This window comes from Actinomadura luteofluorescens, assembly GCF_013409365.1.
Taxonomy (GTDB): domain Bacteria; phylum Actinomycetota; class Actinomycetes; order Streptosporangiales; family Streptosporangiaceae; genus Spirillospora; species Spirillospora luteofluorescens.
Genome location: NZ_JACCBA010000001.1, coordinates 7,719,730 through 7,745,875 on the forward strand (window position 1 = coordinate 7,719,730; position 26,146 = coordinate 7,745,875).

Genomic DNA, 26,146 nt, shown 5'->3' on the forward strand with positions numbered 1-26,146 from the left:
GTCGCTACCGTAGCCGTATGCGCACGTTGAGCGGGTCCGGCCTCTGGAAAGCAGCCAATCTCTGGAAGGCGCTGGGCGTCGCCGGGTTTCTCGGCGTCGCCGCGACCGGGGCCGTGATCGTGCGCGCCGAGCGCCGCCGCCGCTCCTACACCCCCGAGGAGATCCGGCAGCGCCTCCACGAGCGGCTGGACGGGTCGCCGGAGGAGCGGGCGTGACGGTGCGCCCCGTCCGGCCGCCCGGCCCGGACGACCTGGACCGCGCCTGGCGGACCGTGTCCGCCGAGCTCGCCCCCACGCCCCTCGTCCCGTCGGGCCTGGCGCCGGGCGCGCTGCTGAAGCTGGAGACGCTCCAGCCGACGGGCGCGTTCAAGGTGCGGGGCGCGCTCGCGGCGGTCGCCGCGCTCCCCGAGGGGGAGCCGGCCGTCACGGCGAGCGCGGGCAACCACGGTCTCGGCATGGGGTACGCCGCCGCGAAGGCGGGCGCGGACGTCACCGTCGTGGTCTCGACCCGGGCGTCGCAGGTCAAGGTCGACAGGATCCGCGCGTTCCCGGTGCGCCTCGTCCAGCACGGGACGACCTACGACAAGGCCGAGGCGCACGCGATGACGCTGCCCGGCCGCTTCGTCTCGCCCTACAACGACCCGGCGGTCATCGCGGGGCAGGGCACCATCGGGCGCGAACTCGACCGGCAGGCGGACGGCCCCCTCACGGTCGTCGCGCCGGTCGGGGGCGGCGGGCTCGTCGCCGGCCTGTGCCTGTGGGCGCGCGAGCGCGGCGACGTGCGGATCGTGGGCGTGGAGTCGGCGGTGTCGCGCGGCGTCTCGGCGTCGGTGGCGGCCGGGCGGGTCACCCGGGTCGAGGTGGGCGACACCTTCGCCGACGGGCTGCCCGGCAACCTCGAACCCGGCTGCGTCACCCCGGAGGTGATCGGGCGCACCGCCGAGCTGACGTCGGTCACCGACGGCCAGATCCGCGCCGCGCTGCGCCTGCTGTTCCACGCGCACGGCCTCGTCGCCGAGGGCGCGGGCGCCGCGGCGGTCGCTGCCGTCCTGGCCGGGAAGGTCGAGGCCGCCGGGCGCCTGGTGGTGGTCGTGTCCGGCCGCAACATCACCGTCCCGGCGTACACGGCCGCCATCGGCGGGGACACCGGCGGTCACTGAGCACCGCCGTTTCCGGGGATCTCCGGCGCCGGTGGGACGCGAGCGGCTACGGTGTCCCCGGCGAAACGGGTGGGAGATTTCAGGACATGGCGGGCCTGGGCGTTTTCTTTCGGCGTGATCGGCTGACGGGGCAGGTGGCCGTCGGGCTCACCGGCGTGCTCGTCATCGCCGCGGTCGTCTACGGGGTGGGCGTCGCGAGCGCCAAGTACCGGATCGCCGACGTCGGCGCCTGGCTCGCCGCGGGGAGCAGGGGCCTCGTCGTGCACGTCAACGGGCCCGCGGCCAAGGTGGACGGCAAGACCGGCGTGCCCCCGCAGATGCGCGGCCACGACATCAAGATCATTCAGGACGGCGCGACCGTGCTGATCGTCGACCAGGCCACCGGCGTCGTCAGCCGGCTCGACCCCTCCCAGCTGGACGTCGGCGCGAGCCGCCCGCTCGGCCGCGGCCTCCAGGTCCTCGCGGGCGCCGGGAGGGCCTACACGGTCGACTCCGTCAAGGGCGTCCTCCAGCAGATCGACCCGGTCGCCCTGACGCCGGTCGGCGCGCCCGCCTCCCTCTCGCCCGTCCTCGGGCAGGCGGGCATCGACGCGCGGGGCGCCCTGTGGGTGCCCGTGTCGCGGGACGGGCAGGTCACGGCGTTCGCCGACGGCCGCGCGCAGCCGCCGGTCCGCGTCGGCGGGCCGGGGGACGACCTCGCGCTCACCATGGCCGCGGGCGACCCGGTCGTCGTGAACTCCACGGCCGCCACCGCCACGGTCGTCAGGCCGTCCGGGACGCGCCTGACGGTCGCGCTGCCCGCGACCGTCCGGCAGGCGGGCCGCGGCGGCGTACTCGCCCCGCCCGCCACCGACGGCAAGACCGTCCCGCTGCTGGTGCCCGGCGCCGGGTCGCTGGTGACGGTCGACACCGACACCGGGCGGTACTCCAGCACGCGGCTCGCCGTGCCGAAGCACCGGTACCGGCCGCCGCAGATGCTCGGGCACAAGGTCTACATCCCCGACGAGACGGCCGGGGCCCTGCTCGTCTACGACTCGGCCGGCAACCGGTTCGAGGCGCCGGTCCCGGTCAGCGGGCGGCCCGCCAGGCTGGACGTCTTCGTCCGCGACGGCCTGCTGTGGGCGAACGACCCGGCCGGCCCGCACGCCGTCGTGATCGACGGGCAGGGCGCGCGCAAGGGCATCGACAAGTACCGGGACAAGGTCGCGGGCGGCCCCGTCCGCCGCGCCCTCCCGCAGCCCGGCGGCAGCGGCGCCCCGGCGCCGCGGACCGCCCCGCGCGACCCCCGCCGCCAGCCTCCGGACGCGCCGCCCGGCGCGCCGCTGAACGTGTCGGTCACGCCGGGGGCGGGCACGATGCGGATCGACTTCCAGCCCTCGGAGGGCGAAGGCGTCATCGGGTACGCGCTGAAGGACGTCCCGTCCGGCCTCGCGGCGAGCCCGCCCGCGATCGCGCCCGGCGCCGGGCCCTTCACGTTCACGATCACCGGCGGGGACTGCGCCCGCGAGTACCGCTTCCGCGTCGCCGTCCGCTACCGGGACGGCGGCGGACGGACTCGCGAGCAGGTGTCGGCGCCCAGCGATCCCGCCCGCCCCTGCGTGACGCCCGGCGCGCCGACCGGCCTCCAGGCGCAGGCCACCGCGTCCGGGACAAAGGTCTCATGGACGGCCCCGCCCGGCGCGTCCACCTACCGCATCGGCTGGGACGGCCCGGTCAGGGGGACCCGGACGGTGCCCGCCGCGACGGGCTCGGCCATGACCGCGACGCTCGGGGACGTGTGGACGAACGGGCCCTACACCTTCACCGTCGCCGCCGTGAACGGCGCCGGCACGGGCGCCGCCGCGACTCTCGACGCCAGGCTCACCGGCCCCGCGACCACGTACCCGGTGGAACGCAACGGGAACTCCAACGCCTACATCCGGGCCACCGCCGACGCCAACAGCGGCACGACCATCGCCACCATGACCGACAACAACGGCACGCTCGTCGTCGTGCACTGCCAGGTGAAGGGCGCCTACTACAAGCACCCGAAAGACTCCAACCTCGCCGGCGACATGTACGCCAAGATCACGTGGAGCGGCAAGACCGGCTACCTCATCGGGTACCTGGTCGACACGCCGGGCGACTGGAGGAGCCCCGCGGGGCCGGCGGTCTGGACGTGCGAGCCCTGACCGGCGGCCCGTCCGCGGGCGTCACGGCGTGGTGCGCTTCTTCGCCTTGCCGACGCAGGCGGGCGCCGACCACGCCACGTCCGGCGCCTGGCCCTGGTTGAGGCGCAGCACCGCGCCGACCTTGAAGCAGTGGGTCGTGTTCGGCCGCAGGCCCGGCATGGTCGCCGACTGCGATCCCGCCTTCACCGAAACGATCGGCTGGGTCCCGGCGGGCTGCTGCTGGACGAGGAGCGGCAGCCCGCGTGCGGCGGGCGGCAGCGTCCAGAGCAGCGCCGCCGTCCGGCCGACCTGCCGGGCGACCACCTTGCGCGGGCGGGTCGCCGCGAGCTGCGAGCCCGGGATCGGCTGCTGCGGGGTCTGGGTGGCCTGCCCCTGCGGGACGGTCTGGGACGGCGGCGTCGATGCCGCGGTCGTCCCGCCCTTGCCGTCGCCGCCGGACAGCGCGAGCGCGCCGACGCCGAGTGCCAGCCCGCCCGCGAGCACGATCCCGGCCACGACGATCAGGCCCCGGCGGGGCCCGTCCTGCGGCTGGTCCCAGGTGGTGTGGTGCGGGCTCTCGTGCGACGTCGTGTGCGGCGGCATGTGCGGTGCCGTGTGCGGTGTCGTGGAGGAGCCGCTCACCGGTCGGTCGCCCGCCTGGGGCGCCGGGACCGGGGGCCAGGCGGCCTCGGGGGCGGGCCGCGGGCCGTCCTGGGGGAGGAGCGCGTCCGGGGTCTGCGACGGCAGGGCGTTCGGCGCCCACGGCGACGGCGGCGGGTTGGGCAAGGCGACGGGCGCCGGAAGCGGAGCCGGAGCCGGCGGCGCGACGGTGGGCAGGGACTGCGCCTGAGTGGGCGCCGGCGGCGCGGCGGAGGTGTCGGGGAACGAGAGGCGGCCGGAGTCGGGCACCGCCGGAGCGCCGAGGCCGCTGTGCGCCACGTCCGTCACCGGCAGCCCCAGCTCGGACTGCACGCGCTGGAGCGCCTGCGCGAACTCCACGGCGCTGGCGAACCGCTCGTCGGGCGTCTTGGCCATCGACCGCACGATGAGGTCGGTGACCTGGCGCGGGACGTCGGGGCGGGGGAAGGGCGGCGGCGGGTCGTTCAGGATCCGCAGCATCAGCGGCGCGATGCCCTCGCGGGGCGGCCCCTTGAACGCGGGCCGCCCAGCCAGCAGCTGGTAGAGCGTCGAGCCGAGCGAGTAGAGGTCGGACCCGATGCCCGGCGGCCTGCCCTCCAGCACCTCGGGGGCGGCGTGGTGCGGGGTGAACGCCTGCGTGTGGGTGGCGTCGAAGCTGTCCACCAGGCGGGCGATGCCGAAGTCGGCGAGCGCGGGCTCCCCGTACCGCGAAAGCAGCACGTTCTGCGGCTTGACGTCCCGGTGCAGGACGTCGGTCTCGTGGGTGGCGGCGAGCGCGCCCGCCATCTTCACCCCGATCCGCAGCACCTCGGCGAGCGGCAGCGGCCCCTCCCGCTTGAGCCGGTCGGTGAGCGCGCCGTGCTCGAAGTACTCCATCACGATGTAGGGGCGCCCGGACCGGGTGGTGCCGGTGTCGAGCACGGTCACGATGTTCGGATGCCCGGAGAGCCGCCCGGTGATCTTGCACTCGCGCTGGAACCGCCGCATCGCCGCGTCGTCGACCGCGCTGATCGACAGGACCTTCAGCGCGACCATCCGGTCCAGGCGCTCCTGGTGGGCGCGGTAGACGACGCTGAAGCCGCCCTCGCCGACCTGCTCCAGCACCCGGTAGCCCGGAACGTCCTCGGTCATGGGTCGGGGGTTCCCTCTCGGTCGCTCGTCTCGTCCGGGGCGCGGCGGGGCGCGGTCATTCGATGCGGTGCGGCCCGGGCCGGTTCCCGGGGGCAACAGCGTAGTACGGGGAGGAAACGGGCGTGGCTGCTCTCGCCGGGAAAGCCCGGACCGAACGACCCCCGGCACCTCGTACGGAAATGAGATGACATTTCCATTCGCCCGGTTAATCGTTGTGCCAATTGCGCTCCAGTGCCGGCCCACTCCGTCCTAACCTCGGGTTTCGCGACGAAGGAACTGCCCCAGAGGGAGTGGCCGGCCGTGACGGACGATGTCATGACGAATCCGTACAACGAAACACCGCCGGCCGAATCGGCTTATGGCGAGCTCGTCCGGATGGCGTATTTCGTTCTGCCGGGACGGGGAAAGCGCGTCTACCGGCTGGCGATCGCCCGCCGGATCGTCGACTCCACCGCGCGCGGCACCCGCGACCGCTCCGCCGCCGGGCACGCCCGGCGCCGCACCCGCGTGCTGCGCCGGGCACTGCGCCCGTCCCGCCGCCTGCAGATCGGCCTCGGCCCGTGGCTGCGCGCGCTGCCCGCCCGGCTGCCCGACCCGGCGCTGACCGCGGCGCTGTCCAGGCTCGACCCCCACGTCCGCGTCGCCTACGTCCTGCGCAACGTGGAAGGGATGCCCCGCTACGCCGTCCGCGACCAGCTGATCGAGCTCCGGGTGCGCGACCCCTGGCCGGTGATCCGCGCCGCCGAGGCCGTCGAGGTGCCCGAGCCGCGCCGCGCCGACCGCTTCGAGCCTGAGCTGCTGCGCCCCGTCCGGACCCGCTCGGTGCTCCCGCTGGCGGCCGCGGTCTTCCTCACCGCCGCGCTGGTCGGTGCGCTGCTGCTGACCGAGCGGGAGGGCGCGCGCGAGGCGTCCGCCCGCGGTCTCGGCCTCGTCGCGGCCGCGCCGGACGCGTGGACCCGCGGCGCCCGCTCCCTCGACGTCTGGCCCGCGCGCGGCGAACTCGCCGGCGACCGGGCGTTCGGCCGCCGCGCCGCCGCCGCGTGGGCGGCCGCGCCCGAGGCACGCCGCCCCGAGAGCGGCGTCGCGCAGCTCCTGTACGCCGGCCAGGTGGACGGCGCGCCCCTCGCCGTGATGCGCAGCGGCGGGCGCCTGGCCCGCTACGCCTCCGGCCGCCTCGACGTCGCCGCGATCGGCGCCGATCCCTCCGCGCCGATCGCCCTCGGCGGCGGCCGCTACCTCCTCGCGCCCTGGGACGTCCGGCCGGAGACCTTCGCCGGGGGGCGGCTCGCCACGTCCGGCGGCGTGACGGCGCCCGTCCGCCCCGGCACCGGCTGCGGCCGCGGCCCGCTCTTCCACCTCGGCCCGCGGACGGTCGGCGACCTCGGCGGCCCGCGCGCCGCCGTCCTCGGCTACCGCGGGCCGGACCGCCGCCCCGGCGGCCCCGACCGTCCCGCCGTGCTCGGCCGGTCCGCCCGGTCGTTCTGGAAGAAACTGGCCTGCGCGGTGCCCGCGCCCTCCCGGCCCGTCTCCGCGGCGACGGCGTTCGACTTCTGGTCGGGGACGCTGCCGCACGGCGGGAAGCGCGCCGACTGGACCTGCACCCGGCTGGCGTACGCCGACGGCGGCGCCGCCGCCTTCGCGACCCTGCTCGGTGCGCAGAACCTGGCCACGGGCGCCTGCGACGTCGGGCGCCCGGTCAGCGGGACATGGTGGCGCGCCCCCTCGGACGGCTGGTACTACCTGGCCGCGGCGGGACGCGGTCTCGTCCCGCACGCCGAGGGGGTCCGGCGCCCGGTGACGCGCGACCGCCTCCTCGTCGCCGGCGGCACCCCCGGCGCGCCCGTGACCCTCACCGCCCGTTAGGGCGGGCCGGTCAGCATCCGCTTACTCGGATCGGGCACACTGGAGGGGACCGAACGAGATTCAGGGAGTCGCAGATGGGCAACGGGCCGCTCTCCGGAGTGCGGGTGATCGAGCTGGCCGGGATCGGGCCGGGGCCGTTCGCGGCGATGCTGCTGGCCGACCTCGGCGCCGACGTGATCCGCGTCGACCGCGCCTCCGCCGTCCGGGACGGCGAGAGCACCGGCGGCACCGACTTCACCAACCGCGGCAAGCGGTCGATCGCCATCGACCTCAAGAGCGAGCGCGGCAGGGAGGTCGTCCTGCGCCTGGTGGAGAGGTCCGACGTCCTGCTCGAGGGGTTCCGCCCCGGCGTCACCGAGCGCCTCGGCATCGGCCCGGACGACTGCCTGGCCCGCAACCCCCGCCTGGTCTACGGGCGGATGACCGGCTGGGGGCAGGAGGGGCCGCTGGCGCACACCGCGGGCCACGACGTCGGCTACATCGCGATCACCGGCGCCCTGCACGCGATCGGCCGCGCGGGCGGCCCGCCGCAGGTGCCGATGAACCTGCTCGGCGACTTCGCGGGCGGCAGCATGTACCTCGTCACCGGCGTCCTCGCGGCCCTGCTCGAATCGCGGGCGAGCGGGCGCGGCCAGGTCGTCGACGCCGCCATCGTGGACGGCACCGCCCACCTCTCCACCTTCATCCACGGCTTCCTCGCGGGCGGCATCTGGGAGGACCGCCGCGGCGTCAACATGCTCGACACCGGCGCCCCCTGGTACGACGTCTACGAGACCTCCGACGGCCGCCACATGGCCGTCGGCGCCATCGAGCCGCAGTTCTACGCCGAGTTCCTCCGCCGGCTCGGCCTCGACGGGGAGGACCTCCCCGCCCAGTACGACCGCGACCGGTGGCCCGCGATGCGCGACCGCTTCGCCGCCGCCTTCCGCACGAGGACGCGCGACGAGTGGGCGGAGGTCTTCGTCCCCAGCGACGCCTGCGTGGCCCCCGTCCTGTCGATGACCGAGGCCGCCGAGCACCCCTACAACACCTCCCGCGAGGTCTTCCCCGACCTCGCCGGCCACCGCCAGCCCGCCCCGGCCCCCCGCTTCTCCCGGACCCCGGCCGAGACCGACGGCGTCCCCGTCCTCCCCGGAGGCCAGACCAGGGCCGTCCTGGACGAGCTGGGCTTCGACGACGTCGAGGCCCTCCTGAAGGAAGGCGCCGTGGCCCAGGCCTGACCGGACCCCGGTGGCCGTGGTCGGCAGCACAGTTGTGGTTGCTGCCGCGAGAAACCAGCGGTGTGGTCCTGGCGCCGTCCGTCTCGCTGGGATCCGGCTCTCGCCATCAGCCGCCGTTCGAACTCTTGCTGCGCTCGCCCAGGACGAGCACCCCGATCCCGAGGAGGCCGGTCGCGATGCCGATGAACGGCTGGTACTCGTGCGCCCACTTCAGCAGGAACCCGAACTTCGCGTCGTCACTGAACATCGTGGCGATTGCCGAGCCAAAGCCCTGGATCATGACGATTACACCGAGGAATCCCCACATGAGACAAGTATGTCGGCCTCGGATGCCGGGGCGATATCAGCCAAGGTCTACAGCGATCACGACTTTGGTCGTCGCGGAGGCCAAGGTCACCGACGCCGCTGAGCCGGGCGCTCGCAACCGGGTTCGACGGTCCTCGGCTCCCAGGCTTTGGAAAGGGCCGGTCCGCAGATCGAGGGGGCCTCAACCTGCGGACCGGTGAATCATGAGTTCAAGCTCTAGGTGCGCTCACGGACCTGGAGTCGTTGTCAGTGCCCGGGGTCCAGGACCTCGGTCCCGCCGGTCCCGTCGGGATTGCGGGTGACGGCCGAGACGCGGCCGGAGTCCGTCGTGACGACCCGCACCGCGGGCTCTCCGGTCACCTTGGCCTCCAGCTCCGCAGCCTTGCGAGCATTGTCGAAATCCGACATATCGATCCTCCTTTGTTCCAACACTGGACCCACGGCTTTGGTGCCGCGGGCAAGGAAGACCGTAGCTCCCCCGGAGTCGGGAGGGACTTGTTCTGAGCAGGGAAGGGCCGATCATGATCGGCATCACACGCGCCCGCGCCGGAGAAGATGTCGCCGGGTGAGCGGGAACGCGTTCGCCGGGCTGACACCCGCTACGCCGCGAGGAACTCCAGCAGGGCGGCGGTGAGCTCGGCGGGGCGGTCCTCCGGCAGCAGGTGCCCGGCCCGGTCGATGACGCGCAGGTCCGCGCCGGGGACGAGGGCGGCGAGTTCGCGGCCGCGTTCGGCGGGCACCCAGCGGTCGTCGGCGCCCCAGCACACCAGCACGGGCACGTCGATGGCGGAGTAGCCACCCCGGATGCGGTCGACGTAGGTCTGGTCGGGGCGGCGCTGGGCGAGTTGCCGGTAGAAGGCCGCCTGCCCTTCGCCGCCGAGGCACGGAGCCGTCAGGGCGTCCAGGACGTCCCGGCGCAGGCCGGGAGAGCTCGCCGTGGCGACGTACTCGCGGAGCATGGCGCGGTGCAGCGGCCCCGGCAGCCGCCGGAACACGTCGGTGTGCTCGCCCACCAGCGCGAAGTACTCGCTGCCCCACGGCGGCAGCGAGACCGCGTCCACCAGGGCCAGGCTCCGGTACGGAACACCGCGGTCCACGAGCGCGCCCAACGCGACCGCGCCGCCCGAGTCGTGCGCGACCACGTCCGGGCGGGTCAGGGCCCAGTGGTCCAGGAGCTCGGTGAGGACTCCCGCCAGCGCGTCCAGAGACAGGTCCTGGTGCTCGGTCGCCGACGAGGCGCCGTAGCCGGGCATGTCGAAGACGTACACCGACCTGCGCACGGCCAGGGCGGGGGCGATGTCACGCCAGATGAAAGAGGAGAAGGGGGTGCCGTGCAGCAGGACGAGGGGCGGGGCGGCCGGGTCCCCCAGCCGGTCCCATCGCACCTCCCCGAGCGTGCTGCGACAGCCGTGCCGGAGGGGCCACACGTTCATCCATTTCCTCTTCCCCTGCTGGGCCACCTGAACCGGGACGCAGCACCAGGCATGGCAGCGCCTACGGCAACGACGGGCCGCGTGAACGCTGGGACATCGCCAACCAGCACCTCGCGCCACTGCGCGAACCCAGCGGCTGCGGCTGCCATCCCGGATGCGAGGCGGATGCGAAAGATCATCAGGCGTCCGGGGCCGCCCGGCACGTCCCAGGCGGGAGGGCTACTGAGGGAGGCGGCGGTGCGCGGCGAAGTGGTCGATGGCCGTCGCCAGGTCGTCGAGTGCGGGAGTGGCGAGTTCCAGGACGTAGCGCTTGCCGGTCAGACCCGGCGCGGCGGGTGGCGCGTCGATCACCCGGCCGCCGAGGTGGCCCTCGGCATGCGGGAGTGAGCTCTTCGGGGGTTTCCTGTCGCGAATCCGCTCGACGGGGAAGACCTCCACCAGCGGCGGGACCGCGGCCGTCGGCGGGATGGTGGTGGCTCCTCCGGGACCGACCAGGTTGACCGCGGCGATCTGGGCCCATTCCAAACCCTGCGCGATCCGTCCGCCGATCAGCAGCCATACACCCCGGGAGTCGATCGCGACCTTGGGCGTGCTCAGGCGCGCCCGGGCGGCCCGCCAGGTTAGGTAGGCCAGGATCGCCAGGAACGGGACGCCGTATGCCGCCGCCTGGAGGCGCTCCCCGACGGGGGCGGGCCCCTCGGCGTCCCCCTGGTTGATCAGGCCGGGCACCGACGGCCCGGAGATCGCGTAGACCAGCAGGTAGAAGGTGCCGCCGACCAGGACCACCGCCGCGAAGACCATCAATGGCACGCCGAGCAGCAACTCCAGCCCGCCCAGCCTGACCTTGCGGGGCGGTCGGCGTTCGAGGTCGGCGACCACGGCGTCGGCTCCCGGCCTGGTCTGCTCGGACATGAATCGGACCCTATCCGCATGACGAAACCCCTGTCCTCAGTTGCCCCGGTTGGGGAACCGGAGCGACTGCCGGGGCCGGTGGGAGGAGCTGACCGCGCGGGACACCTACCTCGACGGCCTGCGCGCGCTCGTCGGCGGGCTCACCCGCGCATGAGGCCGCAGGCCACGCCCCCGTCCGCCGGGGCGATTGTGAATCGGCTGACAATTCCCGCGCGGTAACCGGCGGTCATCCGACAAGACTGCGCCGGAACCCGGTCGTACTTTGTGGGCACTTCCACCCCGATCAACACGGCGACCGCGAAGGCCCGACGACGGCCTTTTTCGTCGTGCCCGCATTAGGGAGATGCCCATGCGTTTCAAACGACTCCGCTCGTGGGCGGTCGTCGCCGCCGCGGTCCCCGCCGCGCTCGGCCTGGCCGGGACGGTCGCGCCCGCCGCGCACGCCGAGACGAGTCCTCAGGGGGCGAACGACTGGAACTGCAAGCCCTCGTTCGTCCACCCCCGTCCCGTGGTGCTCGTGCACGGCACGTTCGAGAACATGGCGTTCAACTGGCAGAAGCTCTCCCCGGCGCTGAAGAAGGCCGGGTACTGCGTCTACGCCCTCAACTACGGCGGCCCGAAGGACGGCCCCATCCAGGGGATCGGCGACATCCCGACCTCGGCCGGTGAGCTGGCGGCGTTCGTCGACAGGGTCACGGCCTCCACCGGGGCGTCCAAGGTCGACATCGTCGGGCACTCGCAGGGTGGCATGATGCCGCGGTACTACATGAAGTTCCTCGGCGGCGCCGCGAAGGTGAACAGGCTGGTCGGCATCGTGCCGTCCAACCACGGGACCAACATGTCCGGGCTGGTGGAGCTGGGCACCCTGCTCGGCATCACCCAGGAGGTCGTGAAGGCCGCGCCGGCCGCGGGCCAGCAGATCGTCGGCTCGGACTTCCTGAAGAAGCTGAACGAGGGCGGCGACACCGTGCCCGGCCCGACCTACATCGTGCTGTCCACCAGGTACGACGAGGTCGTCACGCCCTACACCTCGGAGTTCCTCAACGGCTCCAACGCGCAGAACGTCCTGCTCCAGGACAAGTGCGCGAACGACACCAACGCGCACGTCGGCATCGCCTTCGACCCGGTGATGATCAAGTTCGTGCTGAACTCGCTCGACATCTGGGGCCCGTACTGGCCCATCGACTGCGCGAACCCCCTCGGCTGACCCGGAACGGCGGCGCCCGGCGGCCTTCACCGCCGGGCGCCGCCGGCCTCACAGTCCGAGGCGCTTGGCGGCGATCTCGTTCATGATCTCGTTGGTGCCGCCGCCGATGCCGAGGATGCGGGCGTCGCGGTAGTGGCGCTCCACCTCCGACTCGCGCATGTAGCCCATCCCGCCGTGCAGCTGGACGGCCTCGTGCACGACGTGCTCGCAGGCGAGGACGGCGGTGTTCTTGGCGTAGGCGGTCTCGGTGAGGACGTCCTCCCCGGCGGCGTGCCGTTCGGCGACCGCGCGGGTGTAGGCGCGGGCGACGTCGGTCCGCCGCGCCATCTCGACGATCTTGTGCCGGACGAGCTGCCGGGAGGCCAGCGGGCGCCCGAACGTCTCCCGGTCCCGGACCCAGGCCAGGGTGAGGTCCAGGCAGCGCTGCGCCGTCGCGTAGGCCTGGACGGCCAGGGAGAGCCGCTCGGTCACGAAGTTCTGGACGATCTGCACGAATCCGCTGTTCTCGGCGCCGACCAGGTTCTCCGCCGGGACGCGGACGCCGTCGAACGCCAGCTCGGCGGTGTCGGAGCAGAGCCAGCCCATCTTGCGCAGCGGCCGCGACACGGTGAACCCGGGGGCGCCCTTCTCCACGACCAGCAGGGAGATGCCGTCGAAGCCGGGCCCGCCCGTCCGCACCGCCGTGGTGACGAAGTCGGCCCGCACGCCCGAGGTGATGAACATCTTGGCGCCGTCGACGACGTAGTGCCCGCCGTCGCGGACGGCGGTGGTGCGGATGCCCGCGACGTCCGACCCGGTGCCGGGCTCGGTGACGCCGAGCGCGCCGATCAGCTCGCCGGCGAGCGCCGGCCGCGCGAACCGGTCGATCAGCGCCGCGTCCCCGGAGGCGATGATGTGGGGGAGCGCGATCCCGTGCGTGAACAGGGAGGCGACCACGCCGCCCGAACCGCCGGACTGGATGATCTCCTCGGCGACGATCAGCGCGTCGAACAGCTCCCCGCCGGACCCGCCGGCCTCCTCCGGGAACCCGGCCCCGAGCAGCCCCGCCTCGGCGGCCCGGACGTGCAGCGAGCGGGGCAGCTCGCCCGCGTCCTCCCAGCCGGCGAGGAACGGCGCGATCTCCCGCGCGGTGAAGTCGCGGACCAGGGCCCGCAGCGCCGCGCGCTCCGGGGTCTGCCAGGGGTCCAACGCGCCTCCTCGGGTAGAACGAGGTTCGGAATCTAGCAGGCGGCGCGTCACTCCCCGGCGCGCGGGACGGGCGGCGCGGGCAGGTCGGCCGCGGGGACGCCGGACAGCTCGCTGACGTGCCGGCGCAGCACGGCCCGCAGCTCCGCCGGGTCCGTGTCCTCGGGCCGCAGGACGGCGTGCGAGGTCAGACCGTCCACCAGCGCGTGCACCCGCGCGGCCTCCACCTCGATGTCCAGCTCCGGGCGCAGCGCCCCGGCGCTGCGGGCCGCCCGCAGGACCCGCGCCGCGATCGAGCGCAGGTCGTCGTGCATCTCCCGGGCCAGCGGGCGCAGCTCGGGCCGGGTGCGGGCGCCGACGGTGAAGGCCAGCCACACCTCGGCCTCCTCGCGGCGCTCGGCGTCCAGCGGCAGCAGCTCGGCGAACAGGGCCTCCATCGCCGCCGCGTGCTCGGCGGGCGGCGCGGCGGGGTCGGGCACCGCGAGGCGGCCGGCGCGCTGCCGCAGCCGCTCGCCGGCCCGCTCGGCGAGCGTGCGCATCGCGAAGATCATGATGTCGGCCTGGCCGCCGAAGTAGTGCCGGACGGACCCGATCGCCAGGCCCGCCTCGGCGGCGACGGTGCGCAGCGAGGCCTGCTCCAGGCCGTCCCGGAGCACGACGCGGAACACGGCCTCGGCCACCTCGCGGCGGCGGGCCTCGGGATCGACGATCTTCGGCACCGCTCTTTTATAGCACGTCCGTGCTACAGTCTTTTTTGGCACGACCGTGCCAAAGAAGCCCGACGGAGGGGGAAGGCCGACATGGACGAGGTGATGAACATCCTGCTGATCCGCTTCGCGATCATCGTCGCGGGGATCGCGCTGCTGGCCGTCGCGGTGTTCAGCGTGGCGATCACGCTGAGGCGCCGCGGCCGGCTCGGCCGGGCCCGCGGCCTGGTCGAACCGGCCCTGCGCGCCTGGGCCGACCGCCCGGCGCCCGGCCCGGGCGCGCGGCGGAGCGGCGGCCGGTCCGAACTCGGCCGGCTCGCCGCCCGCGGCGCCCTGCACTACCTGGACCACCGGACCGGGCCCCGCCGGGCGGGAGGGGACCGGTGACCCTCGCCGCCGACGACGCCGATGTGATCATCGACCTGCTGGTGGACCGGCTGATCAAGGGCGGGATCGTCCTGGCGGCCCTCATCGCGGTCGTGGTGACCCTCACGATCGTCTACCGCAGAACCGGCCCCAAAGACCCGCCCTGACCACGGGCCCAGGCGCGGTCACGTAGTGGGCCGGGACTGTGAGAACTAGCCGAGGGCGTCGGTGACGGCGTCCGCCCACAGGGCGAGCCCGTCGTCGATCTGCTCTCCGGTGACGACCAGCGGCGGGATCATGCGGACGACGTTGCCGTACGCGCCGCAGGTCAGCAGCAGGAGCCCGCGCTCGGCGGCGGCCCCGTGCGCCCGCGCCGCGGCGGCGGCGTCGGGTTCGCCGTCCGGCGTGGTGAACTCGCTGGCCTGCATCAGCCCGAGCCCCCGCACGTCGCCGATGGCCGGGTGGTCGGCGGCGACCTTGCGGAGCCCGTCGTTCAGCCGCGCGCCCTGCACCGCGGAGTTGCCGACCAGGTCCTCGTCGGCGATGACCTGCAGGGTGGCGAGCGCGGCGGCGCACGAGACGGCGTTGCCCCCGTACGTGCCGCCCTGCGATCCCGGGCGGGCCTTGGCCATCAGCGCCTCCGGCGCCGCGATCGCCGACAGCGGGAAGCCGCTCGCCAGTCCCTTGGCCGTGATCAGGACGTCGGGGCGCGCGTCGGAGTGCTCGTGGCCCCAGAACCGGCCGGTGCGCCCGAACCCGGTCTGCACCTCGTCCATGATCAGCAGGATGCCGTGCCGGTCGGCGCGCTCGCGCAGCCCCTCCAGGAACGCGGGCGGCGCGGGGATGTAGCCGCCCTCGCCGAGGACGGGCTCGACCACGAACGCGGCCGTGTCGGACGCCGGGCTCGCGGTGACGAGCAGGTAGTCGAGCTCGCGCAGCGCGAACCGCGTGGCCTCCTCCTCCGACCACCCGTACCTGTAGGCCTGCGGGAACGGCGCGATCGCGGCGCCCGGCATCAGCGGGCCGATCCCGGCGCGGAACTTCGTGCCCGCCGTGGTGAGCGCGGCGGCGCCCATCGTCCGGCCGTGGAAGGAGCCGTGGAAGACGACGATGTTCTGCCGGCCGGTGGCGTGCCGCGCCAGCCGGATGGCCGCCTCGACGGCCTCGCTGCCGCTGTTGAGGAAGAACAGCGAGTCCAGGCCCGCCGGCAGCACCTCGCCGAGCGCCTCGGTCAGCCGCAGCAGCGGCCGGTGCATGACGGTCGTGTACTGGCCGTGGATGAGCGTGCCCACCTGCCGCTGCGCGGCCTCGACCACGCGCGGGTGGCAGTGGCCGGTGTTGGTGACGCCGATGCCCGCGGTGAAGTCCAGGTGCCGGCGGCCCTCGGCGTCGTACAGGTAGACGCCCTCGCCGCGCTCGGCAAGGACGGGGGTGGCCTGCTTGAGCAGGGGAGACAGCGTCGCCATGGCGTCCCTCCGGTAGATTGTCGACAATCTGCAATGTAGGTGGCCCCGGGCCGGTTGTCCAGGGCGGCTCGCGCCGTGTGGCGGCGCCGGAAGTTACGACTCGCGGAGGCGGTGGATGGAGTCGGTCATGTGCTCCTCGATCAGGGTGAGCAGGTGCTCCTCCTCCCCGTCGCCGATCGCGTCGACGAGCCGCCGGTGCTCCTCGACGAGGTCGGCGGGCTCGGGATAGGTGTCCTGCAGCGCGTTCAGGCACATGCGCGTCTCCACCAGCAGCGTGTGCGCCATCCGCTCCAGCCGCGGGCTGCCCGACGAGCTGACCAGCACCTCGTGGAACGCCTGGTCGGCGTCGCTCATCGCGACCCGGTCGCGCTCGCGGGCGGCGGCCACGAGCGCCTCCAGCGCCTCGGTGAGCCGGGCCACCGCCTCGCCCCGGTTCCGGTCCATGATCAGGCGGCAGGCCTCGCGCTCGATCGCGAGCCGGGCGAGGTAGACGTCCTCGACGTCCCCCTCGTCCAGGGTGATCACGAACAGCCCGCGGTGCGGCTCGCTGACCAGCAGGCCCTCCTGGACGAGCCGCTGCATGGCCTCGCGCAGCGGTCCGCGGCTGATGCCGAGGCGCGCGGCGAGCTCGGCCTCGCCGAGCTGCGCGCCGGGCTCCAGCGACCCGTACATGATCGCCGAACGCAGCTCGTCCGACACGATCTCCACTGTGGACTTGCGGGGAACAGGCTCAAGCTCACCCAGTCGGCCCATCGGTTCCCTTTCGTCTTCTTGTCATGGCTGCCAGGCATGTCGCCCGTGCGGGAGGACGGCGGCGGGGACGGAGAACAGCCGGCCCAGCCCGGTGCGCGGCGGGAGCCCCTCGGGGCCGGACGCGAGCCGCAGCCCCTCCCAGACGCTCACCTGGTTGGCGGTCAGCACCGGCTTGCCGACCCGCGCCTCCAGCTTGTCGAGCCAGGACACCGTGTGCAGCGCGGTGTCGGGCACCAGCACCGCCTCGGCGTCCGGATGGTCGTTGGCCGCCACGAAGCTCAGCACCTCGTCGCGGCCGAGGGTGCCGACCTCGGCGGCGGTGACGATGCCCCGGCAGGACAGCGCCACCACCTCGATGCCGGCGTGGGCGAGGAACGCGACGAACCGCTCGGCGACGTCGGCCGGATAGGTCGCGGCGACCGCGACCCGGGTCACGCCGAGGGCCCGCGCCGCGTGCACGAACGCGAACGAGGTGCTGGAGGCGGGCACGCCCGCCGCCTCGCGGACGCTCGCGACCTGCTGCGCGGCGCCGTCCCAGCCGAACACGAAGCTGCCGCTGGTGCACGCCCACACTGCGGCCTTCACGCCGAGGTCGCGGAGGGCGCGGGCGCCGTCGCCGAGCACGTCGGCGCCGCCGATGTCCAGCAGCGCGTCGACGCGGTGGGCGTCCTCGCGCATCAGGGTGTGCACGACCGGGAGGCTGACCTCTCCCAGGGCGCGCTCGATGGCGGGGTAGTCGTCCTCGGCGCTGAAGCCGGGGTAGAGGAACCCCGCGCGCAACCCGTTCTGTGGCATGTGGTCGGCCATCCTACCTTTGGGGATCATGGCGGCTAGGCCGCGGTGAAGGGAGCGAGCCTGACCAGGGACTGCCCGGGACCGGACGCCGAACGGCCCATGGCGCGCAGCGCCGAGCACATCGTCACCTGGTTGGCGGTCAGCACCGGCTTGCCGATCATCTGCTCCAGCGGGGCGATGATGTCGTAGGTCGGGACGTTGGTGCAGCTGATGAAGACGGCCTCGGCCTCGGGGCAGTCCACCGTCGAGACGGCCGACACGATCTCGCCGTAGCCGACCTTCCAGATGTGGCTGAGCAGCCCCAGCCCGACCGAGGAGACCACCTCGATGCCGTGCTCGCCGAGGAACGACACGAGCCGCTCGGTGACGGCGTCGATGTAGGGCGTGACGACCGCGATGCGCCGGGCGCCGAGCAGCCCCAGCGACTCCACCAGGGCGCCGGAGGTCGTCGTCGAGACCGGCGCGCCGGCCCGCAGCATCGACTCGTGCAGTTGCAGCTCGCCCGCCTTGCCGCGGATGAAGCTGCCCGAAGCGCACGCGTAGGCGACCGCGAGCGGCTCGGGCGCCAGGACGTCGCGGGTCGCCTGCCGGACGATCGACTGGTCCGACAGGGCGGAGGCCATCTCCACCGTGACCGGGACCGGCACGTACGGCAGCCGGGTCATGAACAGCGACACGTCGTCGGGCGTCCAGCGCCACAGCTCCCGGTCGAGGGCGAAGTCGAACGGCGCGACCACCCCGATGCCGTGCTGGGCGAGCAGCTCGGGGCCGACGACCAGGGAGGGGTCGAATGTCATCTGCGCGGCCGTCACTCTAGGACTCTGCACGCGCGTAGACGAGGCGCTCGCCGACGCCGCCGGACCGCCACACGTCGTTGCACGCCTCGGCCATCCGGTCGAGGCCGTCGACGATCGTGGCGTAGACGTTGCCGGGGACCCAGCCGACGTCCCCGTTCAGCAGCAGGTTGTTGCGGCCGTAGAAGATCGCGAGGTCGATGACGCCGGGCAGCGCGTGGATGTTCTTCTCCTCCTTGAACTTCCGGTCGAGCATCCCGCCGGGGAAGGAGAAGTAGACGACGTCGCCCGGGATGGGGGTGACGGTGGGGTTCTCCAGGCCGACCTCCTCCTCGGAGAACCGCTGGACCATCGTGTAGACCTCGTTGCGGGCGTACTTGGCGTGGTACGCCTCGCCTCCGAGGGGTAGAGCGTTCCAGACGGCCTCGCAGGTCCGCGGCGCGTCCTTCTCAAGAAGTTCGGCGACGCACGACACGCCGCGGCGCTCCAGAGTGATGGTCATGAGCTTGGGCATGCTGACCTCCCCGTGGACAGGGGTGGGCGAGAGCGTCGCCACCCGAAGGACTCTCCATGTTCGTGGGGGGCGTCCCCCCACACCCCCGGACGGGGGCTGTTAGAGCGCTCTGGGATCCGTCCTGGCCCTGCTGGGCAGCGGTTGCGACGGTCTTGCAGCACATGTCCCATTGCGGTGCGCCGGGGCCGCGGTGCACCGCGTTGATTGTTGACAATCCTACGAACGCTTTCTAGCGTGTCAATGCCTCCCGCCGTTGCCTTCTCGTAAACTCCGCACACCCCGGAAGTGACGCCGATGGACCCTGCTCTGCCCGCATCCGGTGGCCCGCCTGACGTGGTGGTCCTGCTGGGCGACGTCGATCCGCGCGGCATGGAGGAGGCGGAGGGCCTCGCGCGCATCCGTTACGTGCGTGAAACAGAGCTGGCGAAGGCCCTTCCCGGCGCCGACGTCCTGTTCATGTGGGACTTCCTCTCGGACGCCCTGGCCGGCGCGTGGCCGGAGTCCGGCGGCCCGAGGTGGGTCCACATCGCCAGTGCCGGAGTCGACCGGCTCATGTTCCCCGGCCTCACTCACAGTGACACTATTGTCACCAACTCGCGCGGCGTCTTCGACGAGCCGATCGCCGAGTACGTCCTCGGCCTCGTGCTCGCCTTCGCCAAGGACCTGCACACCACCCTCCGCCTCCAGGGCGAGCGGCGCTGGCGGCACCGCGAGACCGAGCGGGTCACCGGCTCCCGCGCGCTGGTCGTCGGCACCGGCCCGATCGGCCGCGCGATCGGCCGCCGGCTGTCGGCGGCGGGCCTGGCCGTCTCCGGCGCCGGGCGCACCGCCCGCGACGCCGACCCGGACCTCGGCGTCGTGCACCCCATGGAGCGGCTGGGCGAGGCGCTGGCCGAGGCCGACTACGTCGTGCTCGCCGCGCCCCTCACCCCGCAGACCCGGAAGATGATCGACGCGGCGGCGCTGGAGCGGATGCGGCCGTCCGCGCGGCTCGTCAACGTCGGCCGCGGCGGCCTGGTGGCCGAGGACGACCTCGTCGAGGCGCTGCGCGCGGGGCGGATCGCGGGCGCCGCGCTCGACGTCTTCGAGGACGAGCCGCTCCCGGCGTCCTCGCCGCTGTGGGACCTGCCGAACGTCATCGTGTCCCCGCACATGTCCGGCGACGTCGTCGGCTGGCGGGACGAGCTGGTCCGGCTGTTCGCCGACAACCTCGGCCGCTACGTCTCCGGCCGCCCGCTGCGCAACGTCGTGGACAAGCGCCTCGGGTACGTGGGCTCGGAGCGGGCGGCAACACACCAGAGGGGGTAGCCATGGCCGATGCGGCCGATCTGACCGCGACCGAACTGCTCGCGGAGTACCGGGCGGGGACGCTGTCCCCGGCCGAGGCCGCCGGGGCCGTCCTCGCCCGGATCGAGCGGGACGACCCGGAGCTCAACGCGTTCTGCCTCCTCGACGAGGAGACCACCCTCGACATGGCGCGGGCCGCGACCGAGCGGTGGCGGCGCGGCGCGACGCTCGGGCCGCTGGACGGCGTGCCCGTCTCCATCAAGGACGTCCTGCTCACCCGCGGCTGGCCGACGCTGCGCGGCTCCAGGACGATCGACCCCGTCGGCCGGTGGGACGAGGACGCGCCGTCCGTCGCCCGCCTGCGCGAGCAGGGCGCGGTGTTCGTCGGCAAGACGACGACGCCGGAGTTCGCGTGGAAGGGCGTGACCGACAACCCGCTGACCGGCGTCACCCGCAACCCGTGGGATCCCTCCCGCACGCCGGGCGGGTCGAGCGGCGGCGCGGCGGCGGCGGTGGCGGCGGGCATGGCGCCGCTCGCGCTCGGCACCGACGGCGGCGGCTCGGTGCGCATCCCCGCCGCGTTCACCGGCACCTTCACGATCAAGCCGACGTACGGCCGCATCCCGCACTACCCGGCGAGCCCGTTCGGGACGCTCGCGCACACCGGTCCGATGACCAACACGGTGGCGGACGCGGCGCTGCTGCTCGACGCCGTCTGCGGCGCCGACGGCCGCGACTGGTCGTCGCTGCCGCCGCCGGACGTCGCGTTCGCCGAGGCCGGGGCCCCCGGCGACGGGCGCGACGACCTGACCGGCCTGCGCGTCGCGTTCAGCCCCGACCTCGGGTTCGCGGAGGTCGATCCCGAGGTCGCGGCGCCGGTCGCGGCCGCCGCCGGGGTCTTCGCCGAGCTCGGCGCGAAGGTCGAGCAGGTCGACCCCGGCTTCGGGGATCCGGTCGCGGATTTCGAGGTGCTGTGGTTCGCGGGCGCCGCCAAGGTCGTCGAGCACCTGTCGCCGCGGGAGCGCGAGCTGCTCGATCCCGGCCTGCGGGAGATCTGCGAGCAGGGCGCGCGGTACTCGGCGCTGGACTACCTGACGGCCACGGCCCGCCGCATGGAGCTCGGGCGGATGATGGGCGTGTTCCACGAGCGCTACGACCTGCTGCTCACCCCGACGACCCCGATCGCCGCGTTCGAGGCCGGCCTGGAGGTCCCGCCGGGCTCGCCGTCGCCGCGCTGGACGGGCTGGACCCCGTTCACCTACCCGTTCAACATGACCCAGCAGCCGGCGGCGAGCCTGCCGTGCGGCTTCACCTCCCGCGGCCTGCCCGTCGGCCTCCAGGTCGTCGGCGCCCGGCACGCCGACGCCCTGGTGATGGCCGCGTGCGCCGCCTACGAGCGGGCGCGGCCGTGGAGGCGGTTCACGGGAAGGTGATGACGGCGCGGCCCCGGTGGGTGCCCTCGTCCATCGCGGCGAGGACGCCCGGGGCCTCGTCCAGCGTGACCGGGGTGACCTCGGGGACGATCCCGTGCGCGACCGCGAACGCGAGGGTGTCGCGCAGGTCGTGCGGGGAGCCCGACGGCACGCCCAGCACCCGCAGCCGGCCGCTGACCAGGGCCATCGGCGGCACGCTCACGTTCTCGGCGCCCATGCCGAGGTAGAGCAGGGTGCCGTCCGGGCGCAGGCCGCCGAACGCGGCGAGCCCGGTCGCGGTGTCGGGCGCGGCGTTGACGACGAGGTCGGCGCCGCCCCACGCCCGCAGCGCCTCGGCAGGGTCCCGCTCGTCGGTCGCGACGAACAGTTCCGCGCCGAGCGCGAGCGCCTCCTTCTCGGCGCGGCGCGACCGCGACACCACGGCGACGCGGGCGCCCATCGCGGCGGCGAACCGCTGGGCCATCGTCCCGACGCCGCCGGTGCCGAGCACGGCCACCCTGGACCCGGCGGCGGCCCCGGCCTGCCGGAGACCGTTGAACGCGGTGAGCCCGGCGCACATCAGCGGCGCGCCGGCGACCGGGTCCAGGCCGTCCGGCAGCGGGGTGGCGAACCCGGCGCGGCCGACGAAGTACTCGGTGTACCCGCCGTCGCGGTTGACGCCGGTGACCTGCTTGGGCGCGCCCGTGCACAGGATCTGGTCGCCGCGGGCGCACTGGTCGCAGTGGCCGCAGGACCCGTACAGCCAGGCGGCGCCGACCGGGGTGCCGACCTCGGGCCAGTCGACGCCCTCGCCGAGCGCCGCGACGACGCCGCTGATCTCGTGCCCGGGGACGACGGGGAAGGTTCCGAACGGGTAGTGGCCCCGCAGGTGGTTGACCTCGGAGAAGCACATCCCGCAGGCGGTGACCCGCACCAGGATCTCGCCGGGGCCGGGCCTCGGCTCGTCGCGTTCGACGATCTCCAGCGGTCCGCCCGGGGCGGTGAGCACGGCGCTGCGCATGGCGGCGCCCCCTCTCGTGTCGTGACGGCCGGCGGGCCGTTCGTAGCATCGGTATATCAATGACTGTACTCACGCTATAGGTACGAGCATAGCGTTGCTCGGAAAATTTCTGTAACATCGTTGTTGTGACCGCTCAGAAGGACCCCGACACCCGCGACCGCATCCTGCGCGCCGCCTCGCGGCTGCTCACCGAGGCCGGCGGCGAGCCGGTCTCGACGCGGGCCGTGTGCACCGCCGCCGGCGTCGGGGCGCCGACGCTCTACCACCACTTCGGCGACAAGCGCGGCCTGTTCGACGCCGTCGCCGCCCGCGGTTTCGAGGAGTACCTGGCGAGCAAGCGGGCGCAGGGCGGCACCGGCGACCCGGTCGAGGACCTGCGCCGCGGCTGGGACCTGCACCTCGAGTACGCCGTCACCCATCCCGCGTTCTACACGCTGATGTACGGGACGCCGCGCACTCCGGCCGCCGCCGGCGAGGCGTACGGCATCCTGCTGGGCCTGGTCGAGGCCGTCGCCGGCGCGGGGCGGCTCCGCGTCCCGGTCGCCACCGCCGCCCGCATGATCCACGCCGCCGGGGTCGGGACGGCCCTCACGCTGATCGCGAGCCCGTCCGGCGCGGCCGCCGACCGGGAGGCGTCGGTCCGCACGCGGGAGGCCGTCCTCGCCGCCGTGACCTCGGAGGGCGGCGATCCGGCCGGCACGCCGCTCGCGGCCCGCGCGGTGGCGCTGAAGGCGGCCCTGGGCTCCGCCCCGCCGGCCGGGCTGACCGCCTCGGAGGCGGCGCTGCTCGGCGAGTGGCTGGACCGCCTGGCCGGCTAGGGCCGCGGGGTCCTGTTACCGGGGCGCCGGCGGCGCTTCACGCCGACGCCGCCCCAGAACGCCAGGCCCTTCACCACGACCGTGGGGGAGCCGGGCACGCCGGGCCCGCTGGCCCGCTGGTCGAACCCGCCCATGATCCCGAGCCCGTTGACGTGCACGGTGATGTCGTCCGGCACGATGATCTCGAACCCGCCCATGATCGCGAGCGCCCGGATCACGACCTGGCCCTCCTCGAACCGGGCCTCCCGCAGATCGATCCTTCCGCCGCCCCAGAAGGCGAACGCCCGGAACCGGCGGGGGACGTTCCACACGCCCGCGCGGCGGAACCCGCTCATGATCCCGATGCCGCTCCGCCAGGACGGCGCGCCGTGCACCGGCCGCCAGTCCGCCCCGGTCGCCGGGGGCGCCGCCCGGCCCGGCGAGGGCAGGTCGCGGGTGATCGGCTCGAGCTCCGCGTAGGTCTTGGCCGCGTACACCGCGTCCAGCCGCTCGTCGAGCTCGTCCAGCGTCAGCCGCCCCTCGCCGGCCGCGTCCCGCAGCACCTGCGCGACCCGCTCGCGGTCGGCGTCGCCGGCCCGCATCTCCGGCGCTCCGGGCGTCCCGGGATGCTCGGGGAGGTTCGTCATGCCCGAAGCCTAGACGGACGCCGCCCGCCCCGCATGCCCGATCCGCCGTGGAATCAGGGCCGGGGCGGCTCCAGGCGGACGACGACGGACTTGGACGTGGGGGTGTTGCTGATCTCGGCGGTGCTGTCGAGCGGGACCAGGACGTTGGTCTCCGGGAAGTAGGCCGCCGCGCAGCCGGGCGCGGTCGGGTAGGAGACGGCGCGGAAGGCGGTGGCGCGGCGCTCGGCGCCGTCCGGCCACTCCGAGACGAGGTCGACGGTCGCGCCGTCGGCGACGCCGAGGCGGGCCAGGTCGGCGGGGTTGACGAGCACGACGCGGCGTCCCGCCTTGATGCCCCGGTAGCGGTCGTCCAGGCCGTAGACGGTGGTGTTGTACTGGTCGTGGCTGCGGACGGTCTGCAGCAGCAGCCGCCCCTCGGGGACCCGCAGGACCTCCAGCTCGTTCACCGTGAGGTTGGCCTTGCCGGTCGCCGTCGGGAACCTGCGCTCGTCGCGGGGCGCGTGGGGGAGCGTGAAGCCGCCGGGCTCGCGGAGGCGGGCGTTGAAGTCCTCGAAGCCGGGGACGACCCGGGAGACGTGGTCGCGGATCACGTCGTAGTCGCGCTCCATCGCCTCCCAGTCGATGCCCGAGCCGGGCAGCGCGGCCCTGGCGAGCCGGCAGACGATCGACACCTCCGGCAGCAGGTGCTCCGACGCGGGGGCGAGGCGGCCGCGGGAGGCGTGCACCATGCCCATCGAGTCCTCGACGGAGACGATCTGCGGCCCCGTCTCCCGCACGTCCCGCTCGGTGCGGCCGAGCGTCGGGAGGATCAGCGCCACCTCCCCGGTCACCGCGTGCGACCGGTTGAGCTTGGTCGACACCTGCGCCGTCAGCCGGCAGCCGCGCAGGGCCGCCTCCGTCACGGCGGAGTCGGGGGTGGCGCGGACGAAGTTGCCGCCCATCCCGAGGAACACCCTGGCCCTTCCGTCGCGCATGGCGCGGATCGCCTCGACGGTGTCCAGGCCGTGCTCGCGGGGCGGCTCGAACCCGAACTCGGCGGCGAGGGCGTCCAGGAAGGCGGGCTTCGGCCGCTCCCAGATGCCCATCGTCCGGTCGCCCTGCACGTTGGAGTGGCCGCGGACGGGGCAGACGCCCGCGCCGGGCCGGCCGATGTTGCCGCGCAGCAGCAGGAAGTTGACGATCTCGCGGATCGTCGGCACGGAGTTGCGGTGCTGGGTGAGGCCCATCGCCCAGCAGACGACGATCCGCTCGGCGGCGAGGACGTCGCCCAGCGTCGCGGCGATCTCCGCGCGGGTGAGGCCGGTCGCCTCCAGGACGTCGTCCCAGTCCAGGCGCAGGGCGTGCTCGCGGAACGCCTCGAAGCCGTGCGCGTGGGCGTCGAGGAACTCCCGGTCGAGGGCGCCGGGCGCGTCCGACTCCAGCAGCATCCGGTTGAGCGCCTGGAACAGCGCGAGGTCGCCGTTCAGCCGGATCTGCAGGAACCGGTCGGCGAGCACCGTGCCCCGCCCGGCCATCCCGGAGGCGCGCTGCGGGTTCTTGAACCGCATCAGCCCCGCCTCGGGCAGTGGGTTGACGGCGATGACGCGGGCGCCCTCCCGCTTCGCCCGCTCCAGCGCCGACAGCATCCGGGGGTGGTTCGTCCCGGGGTTCTGGCCGACGACGAAGACGAGGTCGGCCTGGTAGAGGTCCTCCAGCAGCACCGAGCCCTTGCCGATGCCGATCGTCTCGCTCAGCGCGGAGCCGGAGGACTCGTGGCACATGTTGCTGCAGTCGGGCATGTTGTTCGTCCCGAACGCCCGCGCGAACAGCTGGTAGGCGAACGCGGCCTCGTTGCTCGTCCGCCCGGAGGTGTAGAAGACGGCCTCGTCCGGCGAGTCCAGGGCGTTCAGTTCGGTCGCCAGCAGGCCGAACGCCTCGTCCCACGACACCGGCTCGTAGTGCCCGGACCCGGCGCGCTTCACCATCGGCTCGGTCAGCCGCCCCTGCTGCCCGAGCCAGTGGTCGGACCTCCCGGCCAGCTCCTCGACGCCGTGCTCGGCGAAGAACTCCCGGGTGACGCGCCGCAGGGTCGCCTCCTCCGCGACGGCCTTCGCGCCGTTCTCGCAGAACTCGGCGGTGTGCCGGTGGTCGCCCTCCGGCCAGGCGCACCCCGGGCAGTCGAAGCCCTGCTTCTGGTTGACGCGCAGCAGCGTCAGCGCCGTCCGCCGCACGCCCATCTCCGCCTGGGAGTGACGCAGCGCGGCCGTCACCCCGGGAACGCCCGCCGCCCACTGCTTCGGCTTCGAGACCTCCAGACCGGAGTCGTCGAAGTCACCGGCGGGCGGCTTGCGCGTCATAGGGCACATCCTCGTGGTCGGCCGACAACCCCACTGTCGCACGGTA

The 26,146-nt window shown here is 74.0% G+C and carries 26 protein-coding genes; 11 read left to right on the forward strand and 15 right to left on the reverse strand.

Translation table 11 applies throughout. From position 1 onward, the window contains the following. The first annotated feature begins 17 nt into the window (after positions 1-17). The 3 genes from BJY14_RS35775 (at position 18) to BJY14_RS35785 (ending at position 3,330) form a co-directional block, all read left to right on the forward strand. Positions 18-215, forward strand: coding sequence for a hypothetical protein (locus BJY14_RS35775; RefSeq protein WP_179847644.1), 198 nt, complete (start codon positions 18-20; stop codon positions 213-215). Beyond that, entirely contained in the window at positions 212-1,159 is a 948-nt protein-coding gene (locus BJY14_RS35780) for a threonine ammonia-lyase (RefSeq protein ID WP_179847645.1), read from the forward strand. Before BJY14_RS35775 ends, BJY14_RS35780 begins: the two co-directional genes overlap by 4 nt. Before the next feature lie 134 nt (positions 1,160-1,293). After that, positions 1,294-3,330 (forward strand): fibronectin type III domain-containing protein, encoded by a 2,037-nt coding sequence (locus BJY14_RS35785; RefSeq protein WP_179847646.1) that lies wholly within the window; start codon positions 1,294-1,296, stop codon positions 3,328-3,330. Positions 3,331-3,351: 21 nt separating this feature from the next. Here BJY14_RS35785 and BJY14_RS46885 read toward each other — a convergent pair whose 3' ends face one another. Beyond that, positions 3,352-5,079: a serine/threonine-protein kinase gene (locus BJY14_RS46885; RefSeq protein WP_179847647.1), complete on the reverse strand. Its 1,728-nt coding sequence runs from the start codon at positions 5,077-5,079 to the stop codon at positions 3,352-3,354. Between the two features lie 375 nt (positions 5,080-5,454). Between BJY14_RS46885 and BJY14_RS35795 the strand changes: the two genes are divergently transcribed. Both BJY14_RS35795 and BJY14_RS35800 read left to right on the forward strand, forming a co-directional pair. After that, on the forward strand, positions 5,455-6,942 hold the full coding sequence (locus BJY14_RS35795) for a hypothetical protein (protein ID WP_218905737.1): 1,488 nt from the start codon (positions 5,455-5,457) through the stop codon (positions 6,940-6,942). Positions 6,943-7,016: 74 nt separating this feature from the next. After that, a complete protein-coding gene (locus BJY14_RS35800) occupies positions 7,017-8,162 on the forward strand; it encodes a CaiB/BaiF CoA transferase family protein (protein WP_179847649.1) in 1,146 nt (381 codons plus the stop codon). A 106-nt stretch (positions 8,163-8,268) separates the two neighbouring features. Here the strand turns inward: BJY14_RS35800 and BJY14_RS35805 are convergent, their stop codons facing one another. The 4 genes from BJY14_RS35805 to BJY14_RS35820 all read right to left on the reverse strand — a co-directional run bounded on the left by BJY14_RS35805 (position 8,269) and on the right by BJY14_RS35820 (position 10,813). Beyond that, the gene (locus tag BJY14_RS35805; protein ID WP_179847650.1) at positions 8,269-8,409 is read right to left on the reverse strand and encodes a hypothetical protein; all 141 of its coding nucleotides are present in this window, start codon (positions 8,407-8,409) and stop codon (positions 8,269-8,271) included. Positions 8,410-8,714: 305 nt separating this feature from the next. Beyond that, positions 8,715-8,876 carry a hypothetical protein gene (locus BJY14_RS35810; protein WP_179847651.1) on the reverse strand — a complete coding sequence of 54 codons (162 nt, stop codon included), beginning with the start codon at positions 8,874-8,876 and terminating at the stop codon, positions 8,715-8,717. A gap of 191 nt (positions 8,877-9,067) precedes the next feature. Then, the gene (locus tag BJY14_RS35815; RefSeq protein WP_179847652.1) at positions 9,068-9,901 is read right to left on the reverse strand and encodes an alpha/beta fold hydrolase; all 834 of its coding nucleotides are present in this window, start codon (positions 9,899-9,901) and stop codon (positions 9,068-9,070) included. A 219-nt stretch (positions 9,902-10,120) separates the two neighbouring features. After that, the gene (locus tag BJY14_RS35820; protein ID WP_179847653.1) at positions 10,121-10,813 is read right to left on the reverse strand and encodes a hypothetical protein; all 693 of its coding nucleotides are present in this window, start codon (positions 10,811-10,813) and stop codon (positions 10,121-10,123) included. Between the two features lie 349 nt (positions 10,814-11,162). Here BJY14_RS35820 and BJY14_RS35825 point away from each other — a divergent pair, with 349 nt between their 5' ends. Next, on the forward strand, positions 11,163-12,020 hold the full coding sequence (locus BJY14_RS35825; protein ID WP_179847654.1) for an esterase/lipase family protein: 858 nt from the start codon (positions 11,163-11,165) through the stop codon (positions 12,018-12,020). Between the two features lie 48 nt (positions 12,021-12,068). On the opposite strand, the gene BJY14_RS35830 is transcribed toward BJY14_RS35825, so the two are convergent. Together BJY14_RS35830 and BJY14_RS47495 are read right to left on the reverse strand one after the other, a co-directional pair. Beyond that, positions 12,069-13,208 (reverse strand): acyl-CoA dehydrogenase family protein, encoded by a 1,140-nt coding sequence (locus BJY14_RS35830; RefSeq protein ID WP_179847655.1) that lies wholly within the window; start codon positions 13,206-13,208, stop codon positions 12,069-12,071. 47 nt (positions 13,209-13,255) lie between these two features. Further along, a complete protein-coding gene (locus BJY14_RS47495) occupies positions 13,256-13,924 on the reverse strand; it encodes a TetR/AcrR family transcriptional regulator (protein WP_179847656.1) in 669 nt (222 codons plus the stop codon). 81 nt (positions 13,925-14,005) lie between these two features. Between BJY14_RS47495 and BJY14_RS35840 the strand changes: the two genes are divergently transcribed. Beyond that, positions 14,006-14,299, forward strand: a complete 294-nt coding sequence (locus BJY14_RS35840; RefSeq protein ID WP_179847657.1) for a hypothetical protein — start codon at positions 14,006-14,008, stop codon at positions 14,297-14,299. After that, on the forward strand, positions 14,296-14,445 hold the full coding sequence (locus tag BJY14_RS35845) for a hypothetical protein (RefSeq protein ID WP_179847658.1): 150 nt from the start codon (positions 14,296-14,298) through the stop codon (positions 14,443-14,445). Before BJY14_RS35840 ends, BJY14_RS35845 begins: the two co-directional genes overlap by 4 nt. 45 nt (positions 14,446-14,490) lie before the next feature. Here BJY14_RS35845 and BJY14_RS35850 read toward each other — a convergent pair whose 3' ends face one another. The 5 genes from BJY14_RS35850 to BJY14_RS35870 form a co-directional block, all read right to left on the reverse strand. Then, positions 14,491-15,744: an aspartate aminotransferase family protein gene (locus BJY14_RS35850; protein WP_179847659.1), complete on the reverse strand. Its 1,254-nt coding sequence runs from the start codon at positions 15,742-15,744 to the stop codon at positions 14,491-14,493. Positions 15,745-15,837: 93 nt separating this feature from the next. Further along, complete coding sequence (locus tag BJY14_RS35855) at positions 15,838-16,497, reverse strand: GntR family transcriptional regulator (protein WP_179847660.1); 660 nt, start codon at positions 16,495-16,497, stop codon at positions 15,838-15,840. 21 nt (positions 16,498-16,518) lie between these two features. Then, a complete protein-coding gene (locus tag BJY14_RS35860; protein ID WP_179847661.1) occupies positions 16,519-17,292 on the reverse strand; it encodes a maleate cis-trans isomerase family protein in 774 nt (257 codons plus the stop codon). Between the two features lie 35 nt (positions 17,293-17,327). Beyond that, positions 17,328-18,089, reverse strand: coding sequence for a maleate cis-trans isomerase family protein (locus BJY14_RS35865; protein WP_179847662.1), 762 nt, complete (start codon positions 18,087-18,089; stop codon positions 17,328-17,330). A gap of 16 nt (positions 18,090-18,105) precedes the next feature. Continuing rightward, positions 18,106-18,588 (reverse strand): DUF3830 family protein, encoded by a 483-nt coding sequence (locus BJY14_RS35870; protein WP_218907397.1) that lies wholly within the window; start codon positions 18,586-18,588, stop codon positions 18,106-18,108. A 306-nt stretch (positions 18,589-18,894) separates the two neighbouring features. On the opposite strand from BJY14_RS35870, the gene BJY14_RS35875 reads away from it, so the two are divergent. Beyond that, entirely contained in the window at positions 18,895-19,908 is a 1,014-nt protein-coding gene (locus tag BJY14_RS35875) for a D-2-hydroxyacid dehydrogenase (protein WP_179847664.1), read from the forward strand. A 2-nt stretch (positions 19,909-19,910) separates the two neighbouring features. Continuing rightward, complete coding sequence (locus BJY14_RS35880) at positions 19,911-21,320, forward strand: amidase (RefSeq protein WP_179847665.1); 1,410 nt, start codon at positions 19,911-19,913, stop codon at positions 21,318-21,320. Here BJY14_RS35880 and BJY14_RS35885 read toward each other — a convergent pair. After that, a complete protein-coding gene (locus BJY14_RS35885) occupies positions 21,307-22,320 on the reverse strand; it encodes an alcohol dehydrogenase catalytic domain-containing protein (protein WP_179847666.1) in 1,014 nt (337 codons plus the stop codon). The two genes, BJY14_RS35880 and BJY14_RS35885, sit on opposite strands and share 14 nt — an antisense overlap. Positions 22,321-22,445: 125 nt before the next feature. Between BJY14_RS35885 and BJY14_RS35890 the strand changes: the two genes are divergently transcribed. Then, entirely contained in the window at positions 22,446-23,138 is a 693-nt protein-coding gene (locus tag BJY14_RS35890; RefSeq protein WP_179847667.1) for a TetR/AcrR family transcriptional regulator, read from the forward strand. On the opposite strand, the gene BJY14_RS35895 is transcribed toward BJY14_RS35890, so the two are convergent. Both BJY14_RS35895 and BJY14_RS35900 read right to left on the reverse strand, forming a co-directional pair. After that, complete coding sequence (locus tag BJY14_RS35895) at positions 23,135-23,764, reverse strand: DUF1707 SHOCT-like domain-containing protein (RefSeq protein WP_246396232.1); 630 nt, start codon at positions 23,762-23,764, stop codon at positions 23,135-23,137. The genes BJY14_RS35890 and BJY14_RS35895 overlap by 4 nt on opposite strands. Before the next feature lie 53 nt (positions 23,765-23,817). Continuing rightward, positions 23,818-26,100 carry an FdhF/YdeP family oxidoreductase gene (locus tag BJY14_RS35900; RefSeq protein WP_179847668.1) on the reverse strand — a complete coding sequence of 761 codons (2,283 nt, stop codon included), beginning with the start codon at positions 26,098-26,100 and terminating at the stop codon, positions 23,818-23,820. Between the last annotated feature and the right edge of the window lie 46 nt (positions 26,101-26,146).

Excerpts from the sequence above, each read along its gene's own strand:
- BJY14_RS35775 (WP_179847644.1), top strand. The coding sequence starts at position 18 with ATGCGCACGTTGAGCGGGTCCGGCCTCTGGAAAGCAGCCAATCTCTGG.
- BJY14_RS46885 (WP_179847647.1), bottom strand. The coding sequence starts at position 5,079 with ATGACCGAGGACGTTCCGGGCTACCGGGTGCTGGAGCAGGTCGGCGAG.
- BJY14_RS35795 (WP_218905737.1), top strand. The coding sequence starts at position 5,455 with ATGGCGTATTTCGTTCTGCCGGGACGGGGAAAGCGCGTCTACCGGCTG.
- BJY14_RS35800 (WP_179847649.1), top strand. The coding sequence starts at position 7,017 with ATGGGCAACGGGCCGCTCTCCGGAGTGCGGGTGATCGAGCTGGCCGGG.
- BJY14_RS35805 (WP_179847650.1), bottom strand. The coding sequence starts at position 8,409 with ATGTTCAGTGACGACGCGAAGTTCGGGTTCCTGCTGAAGTGGGCGCAC.
- BJY14_RS35810 (WP_179847651.1), bottom strand. The coding sequence starts at position 8,876 with ATGTCGGATTTCGACAATGCTCGCAAGGCTGCGGAGCTGGAGGCCAAG.
- BJY14_RS35815 (WP_179847652.1), bottom strand. The coding sequence starts at position 9,901 with ATGAACGTGTGGCCCCTCCGGCACGGCTGTCGCAGCACGCTCGGGGAG.
- BJY14_RS35820 (WP_179847653.1), bottom strand. The coding sequence starts at position 10,813 with ATGTCCGAGCAGACCAGGCCGGGAGCCGACGCCGTGGTCGCCGACCTC.
- BJY14_RS35825 (WP_179847654.1), top strand. The coding sequence starts at position 11,163 with ATGCGTTTCAAACGACTCCGCTCGTGGGCGGTCGTCGCCGCCGCGGTC.
- BJY14_RS35840 (WP_179847657.1), top strand. The coding sequence starts at position 14,006 with ATGGACGAGGTGATGAACATCCTGCTGATCCGCTTCGCGATCATCGTC.
- BJY14_RS35850 (WP_179847659.1), bottom strand. The coding sequence starts at position 15,744 with ATGGCGACGCTGTCTCCCCTGCTCAAGCAGGCCACCCCCGTCCTTGCC.
- BJY14_RS35855 (WP_179847660.1), bottom strand. The coding sequence starts at position 16,497 with ATGGGCCGACTGGGTGAGCTTGAGCCTGTTCCCCGCAAGTCCACAGTG.
- BJY14_RS35860 (WP_179847661.1), bottom strand. The coding sequence starts at position 17,292 with ATGCCACAGAACGGGTTGCGCGCGGGGTTCCTCTACCCCGGCTTCAGC.
- BJY14_RS35865 (WP_179847662.1), bottom strand. The coding sequence starts at position 18,089 with ATGACATTCGACCCCTCCCTGGTCGTCGGCCCCGAGCTGCTCGCCCAG.
- BJY14_RS35870 (WP_218907397.1), bottom strand. The coding sequence starts at position 18,588 with ATGACCATCACTCTGGAGCGCCGCGGCGTGTCGTGCGTCGCCGAACTT.
- BJY14_RS35875 (WP_179847664.1), top strand. The coding sequence starts at position 18,895 with ATGGACCCTGCTCTGCCCGCATCCGGTGGCCCGCCTGACGTGGTGGTC.
- BJY14_RS35880 (WP_179847665.1), top strand. The coding sequence starts at position 19,911 with ATGGCCGATGCGGCCGATCTGACCGCGACCGAACTGCTCGCGGAGTAC.
- BJY14_RS35885 (WP_179847666.1), bottom strand. The coding sequence starts at position 22,320 with ATGCGCAGCGCCGTGCTCACCGCCCCGGGCGGACCGCTGGAGATCGTC.
- BJY14_RS35895 (WP_246396232.1), bottom strand. The coding sequence starts at position 23,764 with ATGACGAACCTCCCCGAGCATCCCGGGACGCCCGGAGCGCCGGAGATG.
- BJY14_RS35900 (WP_179847668.1), bottom strand. The coding sequence starts at position 26,100 with ATGACGCGCAAGCCGCCCGCCGGTGACTTCGACGACTCCGGTCTGGAG.